This is a genomic window from Anaerobacillus alkalidiazotrophicus (assembly GCF_001866055.1).
The window spans coordinates 204,220-222,280 of sequence record NZ_MLQS01000030.1; the positions used below are offsets into that span (position 1 = coordinate 204,220).

General features: G+C 34.5%; 12 protein-coding genes, 1 pseudogene and 1 other annotated feature. Of the genes and pseudogenes, 10 read left to right on the forward strand and 3 right to left on the reverse strand.

The window, feature by feature from the left end; all coding sequences use genetic code 11:
- Positions 1-134: 134 nt before the first annotated feature.
- Positions 135-491: pseudogene (locus tag BKP45_RS17065) on the reverse strand (beta-eliminating lyase-related protein); the annotation flags it as partial.
- A gap of 241 nt (positions 492-732) precedes the next feature.
- On the opposite strand from BKP45_RS17065, the gene BKP45_RS17070 reads away from it, so the two are divergent.
- A complete protein-coding gene (locus tag BKP45_RS17070) occupies positions 733-1,935 on the forward strand; it encodes an MDR family MFS transporter (protein WP_071389797.1) in 1,203 nt (400 codons plus the stop codon).
- A gap of 294 nt (positions 1,936-2,229) precedes the next feature.
- Positions 2,230-2,455 (forward strand) — a binding site (T-box leader).
- Between the two features lie 178 nt (positions 2,456-2,633).
- Complete coding sequence (gene leuS / locus BKP45_RS17075) at positions 2,634-5,051, forward strand: leucine--tRNA ligase (RefSeq protein WP_071389798.1); 2,418 nt, start codon at positions 2,634-2,636, stop codon at positions 5,049-5,051.
- A gap of 72 nt (positions 5,052-5,123) precedes the next feature.
- On the opposite strand, the gene BKP45_RS17080 is transcribed toward leuS, so the two are convergent.
- The gene (locus tag BKP45_RS17080) at positions 5,124-6,386 is read right to left on the reverse strand and encodes a BaiN/RdsA family NAD(P)/FAD-dependent oxidoreductase (RefSeq protein ID WP_071389799.1); all 1,263 of its coding nucleotides are present in this window, start codon (positions 6,384-6,386) and stop codon (positions 5,124-5,126) included.
- 318 nt (positions 6,387-6,704) lie between these two features.
- Between BKP45_RS17080 and nikA the strand changes: the two genes are divergently transcribed.
- The 6 genes from nikA to BKP45_RS17110 all read left to right on the forward strand — a co-directional run bounded on the left by nikA (position 6,705) and on the right by BKP45_RS17110 (position 13,366).
- Entirely contained in the window at positions 6,705-8,336 is a 1,632-nt protein-coding gene (gene nikA / locus BKP45_RS17085; protein WP_071389800.1) for a nickel ABC transporter substrate-binding protein, read from the forward strand.
- Between the two features lie 226 nt (positions 8,337-8,562).
- Positions 8,563-9,504: a nickel/cobalt ABC transporter permease gene (opp1B, locus tag BKP45_RS17090; protein ID WP_071389801.1), complete on the forward strand. Its 942-nt coding sequence runs from the start codon at positions 8,563-8,565 to the stop codon at positions 9,502-9,504.
- Positions 9,501-10,328 carry a nickel/cobalt ABC transporter permease gene (gene opp1C, locus BKP45_RS17095; protein WP_071389802.1) on the forward strand — a complete coding sequence of 276 codons (828 nt, stop codon included), beginning with the start codon at positions 9,501-9,503 and terminating at the stop codon, positions 10,326-10,328. The genes opp1B and opp1C overlap by 4 nt, the downstream gene beginning before the upstream one ends.
- A 17-nt stretch (positions 10,329-10,345) precedes the next feature.
- Positions 10,346-11,197: an ABC transporter ATP-binding protein gene (locus BKP45_RS17100; RefSeq protein WP_071389803.1), complete on the forward strand. Its 852-nt coding sequence runs from the start codon at positions 10,346-10,348 to the stop codon at positions 11,195-11,197.
- Complete coding sequence (locus BKP45_RS17105; RefSeq protein WP_071389804.1) at positions 11,181-11,987, forward strand: ABC transporter ATP-binding protein; 807 nt, start codon at positions 11,181-11,183, stop codon at positions 11,985-11,987. Before BKP45_RS17100 ends, BKP45_RS17105 begins: the two co-directional genes overlap by 17 nt.
- Positions 11,988-12,016: 29 nt before the next feature.
- Positions 12,017-13,366, forward strand: a complete 1,350-nt coding sequence (locus BKP45_RS17110; protein WP_245747454.1) for an MATE family efflux transporter — start codon at positions 12,017-12,019, stop codon at positions 13,364-13,366.
- Positions 13,367-13,474: 108 nt separating this feature from the next.
- Here the strand turns inward: BKP45_RS17110 and BKP45_RS23385 are convergent, their stop codons facing one another.
- Positions 13,475-14,185 carry a GntR family transcriptional regulator gene (locus BKP45_RS23385; protein WP_071389805.1) on the reverse strand — a complete coding sequence of 237 codons (711 nt, stop codon included), beginning with the start codon at positions 14,183-14,185 and terminating at the stop codon, positions 13,475-13,477.
- 180 nt (positions 14,186-14,365) lie between these two features.
- Here BKP45_RS23385 and BKP45_RS17120 point away from each other — a divergent pair, with 180 nt between their 5' ends.
- Both BKP45_RS17120 and BKP45_RS17125 read left to right on the forward strand, forming a co-directional pair.
- The gene (locus tag BKP45_RS17120) at positions 14,366-15,733 is read left to right on the forward strand and encodes a 6-phospho-alpha-glucosidase (RefSeq protein ID WP_071389806.1); all 1,368 of its coding nucleotides are present in this window, start codon (positions 14,366-14,368) and stop codon (positions 15,731-15,733) included.
- A gap of 91 nt (positions 15,734-15,824) precedes the next feature.
- On the forward strand, positions 15,825-17,942 hold the full coding sequence (locus tag BKP45_RS17125; RefSeq protein WP_071389807.1) for a glucose PTS transporter subunit IIA: 2,118 nt from the start codon (positions 15,825-15,827) through the stop codon (positions 17,940-17,942).
- The last annotated feature ends 119 nt before the right edge of the window (positions 17,943-18,061 follow it).

Here is an 18,061-nt window from a genome sequence, read left to right on the forward strand (position 1 = left end):
TCCTTTCTTTCGTTAAAATAGATAGTGAATTTTATAACTACTAAAACCATATTTGTTACGACTGTTCAACGTAACTAGATATAGTGTCTTAGTAGCGAGAATAATAAATTTAAGTTGTGATAGAAATCTCTATATTATTTTAAATTCAAAACTTTATTTACCGTTTCTTTAATATTTTCTTTACTTACATCATAATGAGTTGTAAATCGAATGGTTTTTGGTCCAAAAGGTACTGCAAGAATCCCTACTTGTTTTAGTGCTTCAATAAATTTGTCTGATCGCTTTCCTGTTTTTGTAATATCAATTAAGACAATATTTGTTTCAACCTTATTAATGACAGAAATAAAAGGGTGTTTGTCCAAACCGTCTGCAAGTATTTTAGCATTCTCATGGTCAATTGCCAAACGATCAACCATTTTTGTTAGTGCTACAAATCCAGCTGCACCTAGAATACCAACTTGTCTTAACCCGCCCCCTAAACGCTTTCTCCACTTTTTAGCTTTATTATACTAGAATTATAGTTTTAGGATTGAGGAGAAAACAGAAGATGCCCATTAAAATATAACTCAAAAGGAGCAAAAATTAAGTTTATCGAAAGGAAATTTCGAAAATTAAGATTGGTTTTGGACAGATAAAATATATGAAGTTTTCCTGAAAATATCGTTGCCAAATATAATAAAATGACATACAATTCCTTTAGAGAATCGAAATAAGAGAGAGGTAGAGATAAGTATGCCAAAGGCGTTATGGTTACTAATTATCGGAATGGTAATAAATGTAACTGGCGCTTCTTTTTTATGGCCACTAAATACGATTTATATTCATCAAGAATTAGGTAAGTCGCTCAGTATTGCAGGATTAGTCTTAATGGCTAATGCAGGAGCAGGTGTTATCGGTAATTTAATTGGTGGAAGATTGTTCGATCGAATAGGTGGCTATAAAACCATTTTATTTGGAATTTCCATTACAGTGGTTAGCGCATTTACATTGGTATTTTTTCATAGTTGGAGTTATTATGTTGTTTTATTAATTGGCTTAGGTTTAGGTTCAGGGATTACATACCCATCTATGTACGCAATGGCGGGTTCTGTATGGCCTGAAGGGGGGAGAAAGGCATTTAACTCACTTTATGTAGCGCAAAATGTTGGTGTAGCTACTGGTGCGGCTTTAGGTGGTTTAGTTGCATCCTTTAGATTTGATTATGTTTTTTTAGCAAACGGTATTATGTATATAATTTTCTTTTTTATTGCTTCTATTGGATTTAAGAATATGAAAGCTGATGTAAGTTCGAGAGGACAAACGAGTATATTAGATCAAAGAATGATAGTTGAGAATAAAGCTAAATTTAAGGCTTTATTAATTCTTTGTGTTGGGTTTATTATTTGTTGGATTGCTTATGTACAGTGGGCCTCAACGATATCTGTTCATACACAAGCGCTAGGTATTAGTATTGAACAATATAGTTTAATTTGGACTGTTAACGGAGCTTTAATCGTGTTGGGACAACCTGTTATTAGTACTTTGATTAAAAGATGGTTCCATACTTTAAAGGGACAAATTTATTTTGGTTTAGCTGTATTTATGCTTTCATTTTTTGTATTGGCACAGGCGGAAGTTTTTATCATATTTGTTGTAGCAATGGTTATTTTAACGATAGGAGAAATGTTTGTTTGGCCAGCTGTACCTACGATCGCTCATCAACTAGCACCTAAAGGGAAAGAAGGTTTTTATCAAGGCGTCGTAAATAGTATTGGTACTGGTGGTAGAATGATTGGACCATTTTTGGGTGGGGTAATTGCAGATCTATTTGGGATGCAAGTGTTATTATACAGCTTAATGCTCCTTTTTTCTGTTGGATTTATAAGCACATATTTGTATGATCGCCAACTTAAACCAACTGTTGAGCAGGAGGTTATGATTGCACACAAATCATAGGGACCGTGCTGAAACAAGTGGATTCCAGAGAATGTAAGTAAGATCGTACACAACTGAAGAGAAACGTCCAAAAAACGTAGCGGATCGATCAGAAATTAAGTGTAATGGCGCACAACCGAGTGCAATGATCAAAAATTTAGTGTGCGGCACACTACCTTTAACTACTAAATGATGTAAAAACCTTTCCGTTGTATAAAGTGAAAAAAAATTGTCAACAATTTTAATATTGTATTGACAACCAATCGACAAATTAATACAATACAAACTATGATGTTAAATTAAATAACAAACCAGTGAAATACAATGATGAGGAGTAGTAGTGGAACCTCTTGTATTAGAGAATTGACGGTTGGTGCAAGTCAATCATAGAGAACCATGAACTCGCCTATTAGTTGCAAGAGTGAACCTTAGTAGTTCTTGTCGTTAATCCGCGTTAAGGTGTAAAAGAAGTGAGTGTATCCAACACTAATTTGGGTGGTACCGCGGGAATAATTATGCTTATTAACCTCTCGTCCCTAACGATTACGTTAGTGGTGGGAGGTTTTTTAATACTTTTAGGAAATTAAGAAGCAAGCTAATAATTGATATATAACCATTGGCTTAATGTTTATATTCTTTAATTTTAAGTTATCATTTTATTTACATAGTTAGAATTAAAATTTTTAACAAAAATTCAGAAAAAATAAGGAGGTAGTATAATGTCATTTTCACATCAAGAGATAGAAAAGAAGTGGCAAAATCTCTGGGAAGAAAACAAAACGTACAAAACAGAAGAAGATGAAACAAAAGAAAAATTTTATGCGCTAGATATGTTTCCATATCCATCAGGAGCAGGACTTCACGTAGGGCATCCTGAAGGGTATACAGCAACTGATATCTTATCTAGAATGAAACGAATGCAAGGCTATAACGTTCTTCATCCAATGGGGTGGGATGCTTTCGGTTTACCAGCAGAGCAATTTGCATTAGATACAGGGAAACACCCAAATGAGTTTACACAAACAAATATTGATAATTTCCGACGTCAAATTAAATCATTAGGCTTTTCTTATGATTGGGATCGTGAAGTGAATACAACTGACCCTAATTATTATAAATGGACGCAATGGATTTTTCTTCAGTTATTTAATAAAGGACTAGCTTATGTAGATGAAGTACCTGTAAACTGGTGCCCTGCATTAGGGACAGTTCTTGCAAACGAAGAAGTTATTGATGGAAAAAGTGAGCGTGGTGGGCATCCGGTTGAACGACGCCCAATGAAGCAGTGGATGTTAAAGATCACGGCATATGCGGATCGTTTGTTAGAAGATTTAGAGGAACTTGATTGGCCTGAAAGCATTAAAGATATGCAGCGCAATTGGATTGGTCGATCTGAAGGTGCGGAAATAAATTTTGCAATAGAGGATCACGATCAGGAATTTACCGTTTTTACAACGAGACCTGATACGTTGTTTGGAGCAACATATGCAGTTTTTGCGCCAGAACATAAATTAGTAGACAAAATAACAACTGCAGAACAAAAAGATGAAGTTGAAGCATATAAAAAGAAAGTTTCAACAAAAAGCGACTTAGAGCGAACTGAACTTTCAAAAGAAAAAACAGGTGTTTTTACAGGGGCATATGCGATTAATCCTGTAAATGGTGCTAAGTTACCGATATGGATTGCCGACTACGTATTATCTACATATGGTTCAGGAGCGATCATGGCTGTTCCAGCACATGATGAGCGTGATTATGAATTTGCACGTACGTTTGAGTTACCAATTATCGAGGTTGTTTCTGGTGGAAATGTAGAAGAAGAAGCCTTTACAGGAGATGGAACTCTTGTAAATTCCGATTTCTTAAATGGATTAAATAAAAAACAAGCGATTGGAAAAATGATCGAATGGCTTGAAGCGGAAGGTAAAGGAACGAAGAAAGTAACGTATCGCTTGCGGGACTGGTTATTTAGCCGCCAACGTTATTGGGGTGAGCCTATTCCAGTTATTCATCTAGAAGATGGTACGATGAAGGCCGTTCCAGAAAGTGAACTTCCATTAGCCCTACCAGAAATGGATGAAATTAAACCATCAGGAACTGGAGAGTCTCCACTAGCAAATGCTAAAGAGTGGTTACATGTAATAGATCCAGAAACAGGGTTGAAAGGTCGTCGTGAAACGAATACAATGCCGCAATGGGCAGGGAGCTGCTGGTATTATCTTCGTTTTATTGACCCACATAATACAGAAGCGCTTGCTGATCCAGAAAAATTAAAAAAATGGCTCCCAATCGACATTTATATTGGTGGCGCTGAGCATGCAGTTCTTCATCTTCTTTATGCACGTTTTTGGCACAAAGTTCTTTACGATATTGGGGTTGTCCCTACAAAAGAACCATTCCAAAAGCTGTATAACCAAGGTATGATTTTAGGTGAAAATAATGAAAAAATGAGTAAGTCAAAAGGAAATGTTGTCAATCCAGATGATATTGTTTCAAGTCATGGTGCTGACACACTTCGTTTATATGAAATGTTCATGGGACCACTAGATGCTTCAATTGCTTGGAGTGAAAATGGCTTGGATGGTGCAAGGCGTTTCTTAGATAGAATTTGGCGCCTATTTATTACTGATGAAGGAAAATTGAACCCGGCAATTAGTGATGTCGAAGGATCTGAAAGTTTCCAACGTATGTATCACCAAACTGTGAAAAAAGTTTCTGATGACTTTGCTGGTTTACGATTTAACGTAGGAATTTCACAACTTATGGTATTTATTAACGATGCATATAAGCAAAAGGAATTACCAAAAACGTTAATGGAAGGTTTTGTGAAGCTGCTTTCTCCAGTGGCGCCACATCTTGGTGAAGAACTATGGGAGAAATTGGGTTATACTTCCACAATTAGTTATGAGTCTTGGCCAACATATGATGAGAATATGCTTGTAGAAGCGGAAATTGAAATTGTTGTTCAAGTAAATGGAAAATTAAAAGCCAAGATCTCTATTCCAAAAGATGCTAGCCGAGAAGATATGGAGCAATTGGCTAAGAATGATGAAAAAATTCAAGAAGAACTTGAGGGAAAAACAATTCGTAAAGTCATTGCAGTACCTAATAAGCTTGTCAATTTTGTGGCTAACTAATAGAAAACCGACTACCACTTTTGGTAGTCGGTTTTCATGTTTTTCAAGTATGTCAATTTTCATTGTATATGCTTATTCTAAACTACTTTCCGCAGCTCCTTTGCCAGCTGTATAACCTGTGGAAAAGGCAACGGTTATATTATATCCACCAGTATACCCGTGGATATCTAACACCTCTCCACAAAAAAATAGTCCATTCATAAGTTTTGATTCCATTGTTTTCGGATTTACTTCTTTAACTGAAACCCCCCCACCAGTTACAAAAGCTTTTTCTAATGGTAATGTTCCATTTACAGTAAAGGTGAAGCCTTTTATTAATTTGGACAATTGACGAAGCGCATCGTTCGAAACATTAGCAAATGTTGAGTTACCATCAATCCCAGTTTTTTCTAAGTAAAAGTGAAGTAAGCGTTCTGGAATATATCCTTTTAAACTGTTTTTAATCGATTTTTTTTCTGATTGTTTAGCAATTGCATTAATTTCTTGAAAGATATCTTCCGCTGATTTTTGAGGAAAAAGGTCAAGACTCATGTTAATGTAATCAGCAGAAAATTTCTTCAACGCTTTCACCACATATTGGCTACAGCGTAGTGAAATTGGTCCAGATATACCGAAGTGAGTAAAGATCATGTCACCGTCGTGATGGATGATTGTTTTGCCTTTAGGGTTAATCACAGACAAACGAACGTCACGTAAAGACAAACCTTGTAACAGTTTATTTTTAATAAAAATTTCGTTTGAAGTTATTGGAACTTCGGTGGGAAAGAGGTCCGTTATCGTGTGTCCGGCTTTCCGAGCCCACGGATAGCCGTCACCAGTGCTTCCTGTATGAGGTACACTTTTCCCACCAACGGCGATAATTACAGACTTTGTTGAAAGTATCTTACCATTGTTCAACTTTATAGCATTCACTCTTCCATCTTCATAAAGAACATCTTTTACTGGTGTGTTTGTAAATATTTGGACCTTTAAATTTCGTAATTTTTCTAATAAACTCTCCACCACCGTACTCGCTTTGTCACTTACTGGAAACATTCGACCTCGGTCTTCTTCTTTTAATTTAATCCCTAGTTTTTCGAAAAAATTTATAATATCTTCATTGTTAAAGACAGAAAAAGGACTATACATAAATCGTCCATTCCCTGGTATATGTGCTATTAGTTCTTTTTCATCCATTCGATTCGTGACATTACAACGCCCCCCACCAGAAATAGCGAGCTTACGACCAAGTTTATCTCCTTTATCTATAAGGATTACTTTTGCTCCGTGTTCACTAGCAGAAATTGCAGCCATAAGACCAGATGGTCCACCACCAATTACTACCACATCATACATACGTATACACCTACTTATTCATTCAAATTAACTTACGTATTATAACATAGTATTGGCCATGTTATAGAAGTTCAAAAGTGAATTTTTCACAAATTGTTCATTGACACCAATATTTACTATTTCATATAATCTCTTTAGACTTATATGAAAATGATTATCATTATTGTTTACTAACGTAGGAATGGTGTTAACTACATATTTTTTGATCAAATAGCTTAATTAAACCTTAGTCTACCTTTTTTGGAAGTGTCATTTTCTTATTATTTCTATTAAATTTACGAAATATGAAAACTTAATTTAAGAGGGGAACTGAACAATATGAAAAAAAGATTATCGACCATTGTTATTTTATTAGCTTTATTATGTTTAAGTTTATTTGTTGTAGGATGCCAATCTTCTAGTAATGAAGCTAGTAAAGAGCAGGAAGAAAATAAAAATAATATTTCAACAGAAGAAGTAAAAAATGAGTTGATTTTTGCTAACTTTAGAGATATTCGTGATTTAAATCCGCATTTGTACGGTGGGGAGCTTTACGCGCAAAATATGCTGTATGAATCTTTAGTTAAAGTTACGGAAAATGGAATAGAACCATGGTTGGCTGAGCGTTGGAAAATTAGCGAAGATGGTAAAGAGTATACGTTTTTTCTAAGAAAGGATGTAACGTTCCATGACGGAGAAAAATTCAATGCAGATGCTGCAAAAGCAAATATTGATGCGATATTAGATAACATCGAAAGACACGGTTGGTTAGAGTTAGTAAGGCTTATGGAAAAAGTAGAAATCGTTGATGAATATACATTACAAATTGTAATGAGTGAACCTTATTACCCTATGTTGACAGAGTTAGCGGTAACAAGACCTTTCAGATTTATTTCTCCAAATGCAATGATTGATGGAACGACAAAAGATGGTGTTAGTGAGTATTTTGGTACAGGTCCATATGTTCTTACAGAAAATAAACAAGATGAATATGCTGTATTTTCTGTTAATGAAGATTATTGGGGAGAAAAACCTACTATTGAAAAGATTACTGTAAAAGTAATTCCTGATAATCAAACGAGGGTAATGGCATTGCAAAACGGTGAAATTGACATGATTTATGGAAAAAATATGATTGATGCAGAGTCATTTACGATGTTAGAAGGAAATTCAAATTTTGAAACGATTATGTCAGAACCGATTTCGTCCAGAATAATCCTACTTAACACAACAAATTCAATTTTAAATGATGTAAACGTTAGAAAGGCTTTACAACATGCAGTAAGTAAAGAAGCGATTTCTGAAGGAATATTCAACGGAAGTGAAGCACCTGCCGATACATTACTTGCTAAAACCGTACCTTACGCAAATATTGATCTAAAGCCATATGCGTTCGATAAAGAGATAGCAGAGCAGTTATTAGAAGAAGCAGGTTGGGAAAAAGTAGAGGGGCAATCGTTGAGACAAAAAGATGGAGAAGTTTTACAACTTCAATTGCACTATAACAATGATGCAGTGGCTGAAAAATCGATTGGAGAATTTATGCAAAGTGAATTAGCTTCTATCGGTATTGGGCTAGAGATAATTGGAGAAGAAGAACAATCTTATAGAGACAGACAAAAAGCAGGTAATTTTGATATTATTTTTGATATTTCATGGGGCACACCTTATGATCCACAGTCCTTTTTAGCTGGTATGAAGCTTCCTGTATACGGAGATTATTATGCACAGCAAGGGCTTGAACAAAAGCCACAAATTGATGAGAGTATAACGAATGCTCTAATAGCAACGGATGAAGAAGAAAGGCAGGAACTGTATACTTATATACTAACGACACTGCATGAAGAGGCTGTTTACATTCCGCTTACTTATGAAAGAAATAGAGCAGTTTTTAGGCAAGATTTAAAAAATGTAACATTCAATCCTTCTCAATTTGAAATCCCATTTGAAAAAATGTATTTTGGGGAGTAGAACTCTTGGTGCATTTAATGTTTATTTCTGAATGTGAGTTATATAAAGATTATATCTAACATTCATGTAGAGTTATAAGGTTACCTAAATTTCGATTTCCATAATTTGAGTTGGAGTTAGGGTGAAATTAGAAAAAACACAAAAAGTCAAACTTTTGCTTTGCGAAAGTTTGACTTTACGTGTATTTAAAACACTCAGATAAAAAAGTAGGAGACAATATGAAAAAATGAAAAACTATATAATTAAGAGAATAGTTTCGATCATCCCTATTATTTTTGCTATAACTTTTTTAGCATTTATCTTAATAAACATCGTTCCCTCTGACCCTGCTGAAGTTGCGATAAGGGTAAATGATGCAGTCGCTACTCCAGAAGCTATTGAGATTACAAGGGCAGAGCTTGGACTTGATGATCCTTTTTTTGTAAGGTATTATAATTGGTTAAGAAAAAGCGTGCAACTTGATTTTGGGAATTCTTATATTAGTAAGAAGCCTGTTTTAGATGAACTCCTTAGAGTCCTACCGGCAACAATACAGCTCGCACTTGCTTCTTTAGTAATTATTATCATTATCAGTATTCCAATAGGTGTTCTTAGCGCAGTTTATAAAGATAGTTTGTTTGACAAAGGTGTTAGAAGCATTGTTTTTATTGGGACGGCAATGCCTAATTATTGGATTGGTTTACTGTTAATTTGGTTATTTTCAGTAAAGTTAAATCTTCTACCGACAAGTGGTAAAGGAGATATTAAACATTTGATTCTTCCATCTATCACTTTGTCATTAACATATATTTCTATATATATTCGTTTGATTAGAAATAATATGCTTGAAAATATGAGGGAGAACTATGTATTATATGCAAATGTTCGCGGATTAAGGCAGAGGAGTATTGTTTTAAAACATATCCTAAAAAATTCAATCCATTCCTGTATTACAGCATTTGGTATGAGTATTGCACAACTCATTGCTGGTACGTTTGTTATCGAAAGTATTTTTGCGTGGCCTGGTATTGGTATGCTCTGTATTTCAGCAATTTTTAATAGGGATTATCCGGTCATTCAAGCCTATATACTTATGATGGCTTTTATCTTTATTATCTGTAATCTCGTTGTGGATATTATTAATTATTATATTGATCCGAGAATGAGGAAAGGAATCGATGCAAAATGATTCATCTTCTGAAAAAGCTAGTAAAAGATAAAATAGCTTTGATCTGTCTGACTTTATTGATCATCACCATATTTGTTGGTGTTTTTGCACCACTTATAGTCGTTAACGATCCAAATCTAGTAAATATAATTAATAAATTTGCAAAGCCGTCCTTAAACTATCCGTTAGGTACAGATCACTTAGGGAGATGTATTTTATCTAGATTAATTTTTGGTGTAAGAACAACTATTTTCCTAGCATTACTAACCATGTTAGCAACTATTTTTATTGGTGTGGTTTTAGGTATTATTTCTGGTTACTTTAAAGGGAAAATTGATGAAATATTGATGCGGATTTGTGATGTGATGCTTTCGTTTCCTAGTCAAGTGATGATATTGGCGATTGTTGGTATGTTAGGACCTGGGATTTTTAATGTTATAGTAGCTAATATTATCGTTAAATGGGCTTGGTATACGAGAATGATCCGTGGCATCGTTTTAAAAGCAAGTGAAAGTAATTATATCCTTTACTCAAAAGCAGTAGGAACGAGTACACCATTTATTCTTGCGAAACACATACTACCTAGTAGTCTTTCGCAAATTATCATACTTGCAACCTTGGATACAGGTTGGGTAATTCTTAACATTTCTGCGCTCTCTTTTTTAGGTTTAGGAGTTCAACCACCTACAGCAGAATGGGGAAGTATGTTAAGTGAAGCTAGAAATGTCTTAATGAGTCACCCCACGCAAATGTTAGCTCCTGGTATAGCGATTTTAGTAGTTGTTGCAGCATTTAATTATTTAGGTGATAGTTTAAGGGATGTGCTAGATCCAAAAGATGCGTAGGAAGGGGTTTCTTAATCATGAATAATCTACTAAAGATTGAAAATTTAACCGTAGAATTAAAAAGAGATAAACAAATAAATCGTATTATTAATAATATATCATTTGATTTAAAAGAAAACTCTTGCCTAGGGATTGTCGGAGAGAGTGGAAGTGGAAAAAGTATGACTTGTAAAGCAATTATGGGGTTATTGGATCAGAGCTTTCATGTTCAAGGCGAAGCTCATTTTAATGGTCGTAGCTTGTTGAGTATGAATAAAGAAGATTTGAGACGTGTAAGGGGAAAGGAAATAGGTATGATACTACAAAATCCAATGACAGCATTTAATCCTTTATACACGATTGGAAATCAAATTATTGAAACATTAAGAGAACATGTTTCCATCTCAAAAAAAGAAGCATTGACAATAGCTATTAATACATTAGAGAAAATGAAATTAAAAAACCCTCAAAACCTTTTAGAAAAATATCCACATCAATTAAGCGGTGGAATGTTACAAAGAGTGATGATCGGGATTGCAATTGCCTTGAAACCAAAGTTAATTATTGCAGATGAACCTACTACTGCATTAGACTCTATTACACAATTCGAGGTTATTAATGAACTTATAAATGTTCGAAAGCATTTTAATACTTCGATAATTATCATTTCTCATGATCTAGGAGTAATTTCAAAGTTAGCAGATCATGTACTTGTATTAAACGGTGGTCAGATGGTTGAATATGGAGAGTTAAAAAACATTTTTACAAACCCACAACATGAGCATACAAAATACTTAATTCATACGAAAATAGCCATGATGAAAAGGTATCATCAAGTATTGAATAGAGGATATATAGAGGAGTCTAAAATTAATGCTACTGGAAGTTAAAGATATTTATAAAAGCTATCCAAAAGAATCTAATATACTATTTAAAAAAACGAAAATTGACGTTTTATCAGAAGTTTCATTTGAATTAAATGAAGGTGAATGTTTGGGAATTATTGGAGAGAGTGGTAGTGGGAAAAGTACACTTGGAAAAATCATCATCGGTCTTGAAAAGCCAAGTACCGGTAATGTCTATCTTGAAGGGAAAGATATATTTAAGTTTAAATCATATAAAGAACAAGTGAAGATGAGAAGGGATCTAAGTGTTGTTTTTCAAGACTACACTTCTTCGGTAAATCCTAGATTTACAGTTTTTGATATAATTGCTGAACCATTATGTATCATCAGTAAGCCTGATAAGCAACAATTAATTAAAAAAATTACAACATTACTAGATAAAGTCGGGCTGAGTATAACTTATTTACATAGGTATCCCCATGAGTTAAGTGGAGGTCAGCTACAACGCGTATGTATTGCTCGAGCGATAGCTACAAATCCAAAATTTATAGTATTGGATGAAGCGATAAGTTCTTTAGATGTTTCAATTCAGAAACAAATTCTAGATCTACTTATCGAATTAAAGCAAGAATATAAATTATCATATGTATTTATAACGCATGATTTAACTGCCATTACTTATATATGTGATCGAGTGATGTTTTTGAAGGATGGAAGGGTTGTTGAACGAGTTGAAGAAATTCATGAATTATCTAATATTAAACATGAATATTCAAAGAGATTGTTAAACGCTGTATTAGATATTGAATGTCATAATAAAGTGATTTCGATATAGAATTTTAAAAAATAGTTAGGAGATATTTTATGCAAAAAGAAGCTTTGAATTCAAATGCTTGTATTACATGGAAACAGTACTTGGCATTAGTAGTTCCGATTACATTGGCGGCTGTAACTACGCCTCTTTTGGGTGCGGTTGATACAGCGGTGGTAGGGCGGATGCCTGATCCCTCTTACATTGGAGGGGTTGCGATAGGTACACTAATTTTCAATACCATTTATTGGCTTCTCGGATTTTTAAAAGTAGGTACATCAGGATTTACGGCTCAAGCTAGCGGTAATCAAAATCAGCAAGAATTAATTTCAGCTTTTATTCGACCAGCTTTTTTAGCGATATGTTTTGGTGTACTATTTATCATTTTACAAATTCCGATAGAAAAGACAGCTTTTCTCTTAATCGAATCAACTCCGTTAGTAGAGAAAATGGCATCTGATTACTTTTCAATACGAATTTGGGGAGCACCATTTGCTTTATTAAATTACTGTATTTTAGGGTGGTTAATAGGTTCTTCAAGAGTAAAGATTTCATTAGCATTACAGTTATATATGAATATAAGCAATATTATTTTAAGTATTTTACTTGTTCTTGTATTTCATTTCGGCGTGAAAGGAGTAGCATTTGCGACACTATTTTCTGAAGTTAGTACAGTTATCATCGGTTTAGTCATATTAAAAAAGCTAAATGTTTTTTCTTTATCTTATTTCAAATCAGGTGCACTTTTTGATAAAACAAAATTTATGGCCATGTTAAAAATGAACCGTGATTTATTTATTCGTACCGTTTGTTTGCTAACTGTATTTGGCTTTTTTACTGCCAGAGGTTCAGCAATGGGAGTGGAAATTTTAGCTGCTAATGCTATTTTATTTCAAATCCATTATTTAATAGCCTATATGTATGACGGACTTGCAGGTGCAAATAGTATTTTAACAGGCAAAGCAATCGGCCAACAAAATTACCTCCTATTTAAACAAACGAAGAAAATGTCGTTTGTTTGCGGTTTTGCCTTGTCGACATGTATCTTTTTCCTCCTCTTACTATTTAGAGATCCTTTCGTATATCTTTTTACCACATTAGATAGTTTGAAAGAACTCGCGGTAGATTATTATTTCTGGATTTTACTTTATCCATTTGTTACCTTTTGGGGATTGTTGTTATATGGAATGTTCACAGGAGCTACTGAAGGGGTACCGATCCGAAATTCGACTGTATTTGCACTATTATTATTTTTCCTTGTCTATACAATAAGCTTTCCTTCCATGCAAAACCATGGTTTGTGGCTAGCGTTTTTGGCATTTAGCTTCGGACGTACATTGTTCTTAGGTGCATATACTTCCCGATTATATGATAAGTTAAAGAAGGTATGTGCAGCTGCATAGCTATATTTAGAGATAGAAATTATTTAACCCCATTGCTTATTTTAGTAATGGGGTTATTTGCATTAGCTGTTCTTTAGCTTAAAAGGGAATTATCTCCTATAAAGAAACTCAACGATTAGCAACAATTTTAAATTTATATTCGTCACTTTTAAAGAACAATTCGCTATATTCAAATACTTCACCAGTTTGTAATGTTGACCATAATTTTACTTTTAGAATGGGAATAGCTTCTTTCAAATTAAGGAGATTTGTTACAGCTTCATCTGGAATGATAGGGATAATCTCTTGAAAGCTTTGTTTTATTTTCCAATTTTTGTTCTCTTCAATAAACTTATATTTTGATCCTTGCATGATCTCGTAAGAAAGGTCAGGAAAAAGCTTCACTGGTAAATATGTATTTTCTAACACTAGTGGAACTCCATCAACATAACGTAATCTACTGACAAAAAAAGTAGGTTCTTCTTCATCTATTTGTAAGATTTTCTGAATTGAGTCACTAGGAATTTTCATTTCATATTTTATTATCTTGTTTTCAGTTATTTTTTTTAGGGTTGCCATTTCTTCAGTAAAACCTTGCAGACGGAATATGTCATGTTCAATTTTTCTTTCTTTTACATATGTTCCGCTTCCCTGTACTTTTTCTAATAATTCTTGACTAACTAATAGATCAATGGCTTGTCTAATGGTGACACGACTAACATTGTAAGTTTCAGCTAGTTTATTCTCAGATGGAATTGCATCGCCAGAAGCTAAATTCCCTTCTAAGATTTCTTTCTTTAACCTTTTCGCAATTTGTTTATATAACGGCGAAGAATTCACTCATTAGCTCACTCCTTTATCAAAACATCCTACTACTATCATAACCTATTTATACGTAACTTCAACTTTTTTATAAAATAAGCGTTGACCTTGTATTTAATTTGTATTAAAGTTATGTCATACGAGATAAAACAAATACAATACAACTTTGTAAACGTATTAAAAATTAGGAGGATGAACATGAAAAAACAAAATTTAGTAGTTGTTGGTGCAGGTAGTACGTATACTCCGGGTATGATTATGAGTTTAATTGAGGAAAAGAAAAACTTCCCATTAAAAAGCATCACATTCTATGATACAAATGCAGAAAGACAAGAGAAAGTTGCTAAAGCTTGTGAAATTATCCTTAAAGAAAAATATCCAGAGCTTGAGTCGTTCCATTATACAATTAGTAAAGAAGAAGCTTTCACAGATGTTGATTTTGCTTTCGTACAAATTCGTACAGGTGGACTAGCGATGCGTGAGAAAGATGAGCAAATCCCATTAAGCCATGGTTGTGTTGGTCAAGAAACATGTGGACCAGGTGGAATGGGGTACGGTCTACGCTCAATTGGTGATATGATCCAGCTAATTAAGGAGATCCGTCAATACTCTCCAGAAGCATGGATTTTAAATTATACAAATCCAGCGGCCATTGTTGCTGAAGCACTGCGTAGAGCTTTCCCAGAAGATAAGAAGATCCTTAACATTTGTGATATGCCAGCGGCGATTATGGTTAGTTATGCTAGTATCTTAAAGAAAGAAATTTGGGACCTTGTTCCAGAATACTTCGGTTTAAACCACTTTGGTTGGTTTACGAAAATGTATGATAAAGAAGGAAATGACTTAACAGATGAAATTAAAAACCACATCTTAAATAAAGGGTTTTTACCTGAAGATTCTGAGATTGTTAATGATCCATCTTGGATTAAAACCTTTAAACAAGTGAAAACAATGCTAACAGATTTCCCAGAGTATTTACCAAATACGTATTTACAATACTACTTGTATCCAAGTGATATGGTAAGTAAAGAAGATGTATCTAATACAAGAGCTAGACAAGTTATTAATGGTCGTGAGCAACGTGTTCATCAATTATGTGATGGCATTATTGCGAATGGTACAACTGAAGGTGCTCATTTAGAAGTTGACATTCACGGTTGCTACATGATCCGTGTAGCTGCATCTTTAGCTTACAATAACGGTGATATTTTTATTGTTATCGTTGAGAACAATGGTATTATTTCAAATCTTCAAGATGATGCGATGGTTGAAGTTCCAGCAATGCTGACAAACCGTGGTCCAAAGCCATTTGCAGTTGGAAAAATCCCAACATTCTATAAAGGAATGATTGAAGGCCAACTTGCGTACGAAAAACTTGTTGTCGATGCGTACTTTGAAAATGACTATAACAAAGCGTTACAAGCATTAACGTTAAACCGTACGGTTGTAGATGCGCCTGTAGCAAGAAACATTCTTGACGATCTAATTGCTGCCAATGAGAACTACTGGCCAGAGTTAAAAAAAGAACGTGAATTAGCTACTGATAAGGACCTTACATTAGTTTAATAATGAAAACTCTCTTCTTATGTTCTACAAGAAGAGAGTAACCCATTTTTGTTCGAAAGATTAATGAAAGCGTTTAAGGAGGAGAAGTAATTTGAAAATTGATTTTAGTAGTCTTCAAAAGTTTGGTAAAGCCTTAATGGTTCCAGTTGCTTTACTACCGGCTGCCGGAATTTTGTTAGGGATTGGTGCTGCTTTAACTGGTCCATTGGCTCAAAATGTACAATTTTTACAAAATCCAGTAATTGCTCAAATAAGTGCTGGTATGTTACAGGTTGGTATTAGCTTGTTCGTTAACCTACCGATTATTTTTGCACTAGGTATTGCCATTGGTTTAACAGGTGGCTCGGGTATTGCTGCACTTGCTGCTTTACTTGGTTACCTTATTATGAACACAACTATTTCATTTGTCTTAGGGATTACACCAGAAATGGCTGCAACAAGTGGCGAATATGGAATGGCATTAGGGATTCCGACACTTGAAACCGGAGTTCTTGGTGGTATCGTTGTTGGATTTTTAGCTGTTTATATTTATAGGAAGTTTCATAAGTTCCAACCACCTGAGATGCTTGGTTTCTTTGCAGGTGACCGTTCTGTCGGTATTTTCATGGTATTTGCTTCAATTATTCTAGCGTTTGCGATGATGATCGTTTGGCCACCAATTCAAAGTGGAATTAATGCTGTTGCAAACATTATCGCTACTGATGCAACAAATCCAGCTTATGTTGGTTTGTATGGTGCGCTTGAACGTTTACTGATCCCAACTGGTCTTCACCATATCTGGTATGCACCATTTTTATGGACGGGCTTAGGTGGTACGACTGAAGTTGCAGGTCAACTAGTTTCAGGTGACCAATATATTTTCTTAGCACAAATTGCTGCTGGTGTTGAAGTAACAGCAGGGCGCTTTATGGCAGGGAAATTCCCTATCATTATGTTTGGTTTATTAGGAGCAGCACTTGCGATGTACAAGCGTGCAGACGCTGATAAAAAGCCGGTTGTTAAAGGGATGTTAATTGCAGCAGCAGGTACGGCATTTTTAACTGGTATTACTGAACCAATTGAATTTACGTTCTTATTTGTTGCTCCGTTCTTATACGTATTTCATTCTTTATTAACAGGTATTTCATATGCTCTTACGTATATGCTTGACGTTCACCTTGGATGGGCAGGTGGTTCAGGATTTATCGATTATATTCTTGTTAACGTTCTGCCAGGTACACCAAATTGGTGGATGAACATTGTTTTAGGTGCTATGTTCTTTGCGATTTACTACTTCTCGTTTAGTTTTGTTATTAAAAAGTGGGATATTGCAACACCTGGACGTGGCGGACAGGAAGCAAAGCTATTCACTAGAAAAGACTATAATGCAAAAAAAGATGGGTCTAAATCTAGTAAAGAAGAGAGAAATAAAGAAATTGCTTTGCATACAATTGTAGCCTTAGGTGGTCCTGAAAACCTTGTTCATGTTGATGCTTGTTTTACTCGCCTACGAGTAGAAGTTCGTAAAATTGAACTTGTTGATGAGAATTTATTAAAACAATTAGGTGCAGCCGGTGTTGTGAAAATAAAAAATAACATTCAAGTAATCTTTGGAGGAAATTCTGATCTTTATAAAAATGAAATTAATGAATTACTTCAATCCCAAAATTTACAAGAAGAGCTTAATCAATTTACAGAAGATGTGGCTTCAACAACAGAAAACCAGGAAGAAGTAAAACAAAATACATCTTTTCAAGCAGATGAGATAGCTATACCAATAAAAGGGAAATTATTACCTATTACTGAAGTTCCAGATGCAGTTTTTTCCGAAAAAATGATGGGTGATGGATTTGCGATCGTACCAAAGGATGGAACAGTAATTTCTCCTGTAAAGGGAAAAATTTTAAACATCTTCCCTACAAAACATGCAATTGGTATACAAGCTGATAACGGCTTAGAAGTTTTGATTCATGTAGGTCTTGATACAGTTAAATTAAATGGAGAAGGTTTCGAGTTGTTTGTTGAAAAAGGACAAGAGGTTAACCAAGGTCAAAAACTATTAAATGTTGATCTCGACTACATCAATAAACATGCAACCTCAATCATAACACCAATTTTATTTATGAATTTAAAGGAAAACGAGATGGTCTTCGTTGAAAAGAGTGGCGATGTTGAAGCTCACGAATTAAATAGAATTAAGATTAAGTCAGTCGAACAAAAAGGAGCATAACCAAATATGGTGTGACACCATATTTGGACAAAATGCTAATATGTCTGACATTACCAAAAAAAGCTACCGCATTTCGGTGGCTTTTTTTGGTAATGTGGTATGGTACTTATAAGAAATCA

Coding starts and splice junctions, on each gene's coding strand:
- BKP45_RS17070 (WP_071389797.1), top strand. CDS start 733: ATGCCAAAGGCGTTATGGTTACTAATTATCGGAATGGTAATAAATGTA.
- BKP45_RS17110 (WP_245747454.1), top strand. CDS start 12,017: ATGCAAAAAGAAGCTTTGAATTCAAATGCTTGTATTACATGGAAACAG.
- BKP45_RS17105 (WP_071389804.1), top strand. CDS start 11,181: ATGCTACTGGAAGTTAAAGATATTTATAAAAGCTATCCAAAAGAATCT.
- opp1B (WP_071389801.1), top strand. CDS start 8,563: ATGAAAAACTATATAATTAAGAGAATAGTTTCGATCATCCCTATTATT.
- opp1C (WP_071389802.1), top strand. CDS start 9,501: ATGATTCATCTTCTGAAAAAGCTAGTAAAAGATAAAATAGCTTTGATC.
- BKP45_RS17080 (WP_071389799.1), bottom strand. CDS start 6,386: ATGTATGATGTGGTAGTAATTGGTGGTGGACCATCTGGTCTTATGGCT.
- BKP45_RS17100 (WP_071389803.1), top strand. CDS start 10,346: ATGAATAATCTACTAAAGATTGAAAATTTAACCGTAGAATTAAAAAGA.
- leuS (WP_071389798.1), top strand. CDS start 2,634: ATGTCATTTTCACATCAAGAGATAGAAAAGAAGTGGCAAAATCTCTGG.
- nikA (WP_071389800.1), top strand. CDS start 6,705: ATGAAAAAAAGATTATCGACCATTGTTATTTTATTAGCTTTATTATGT.
- BKP45_RS17120 (WP_071389806.1), top strand. CDS start 14,366: ATGAAAAAACAAAATTTAGTAGTTGTTGGTGCAGGTAGTACGTATACT.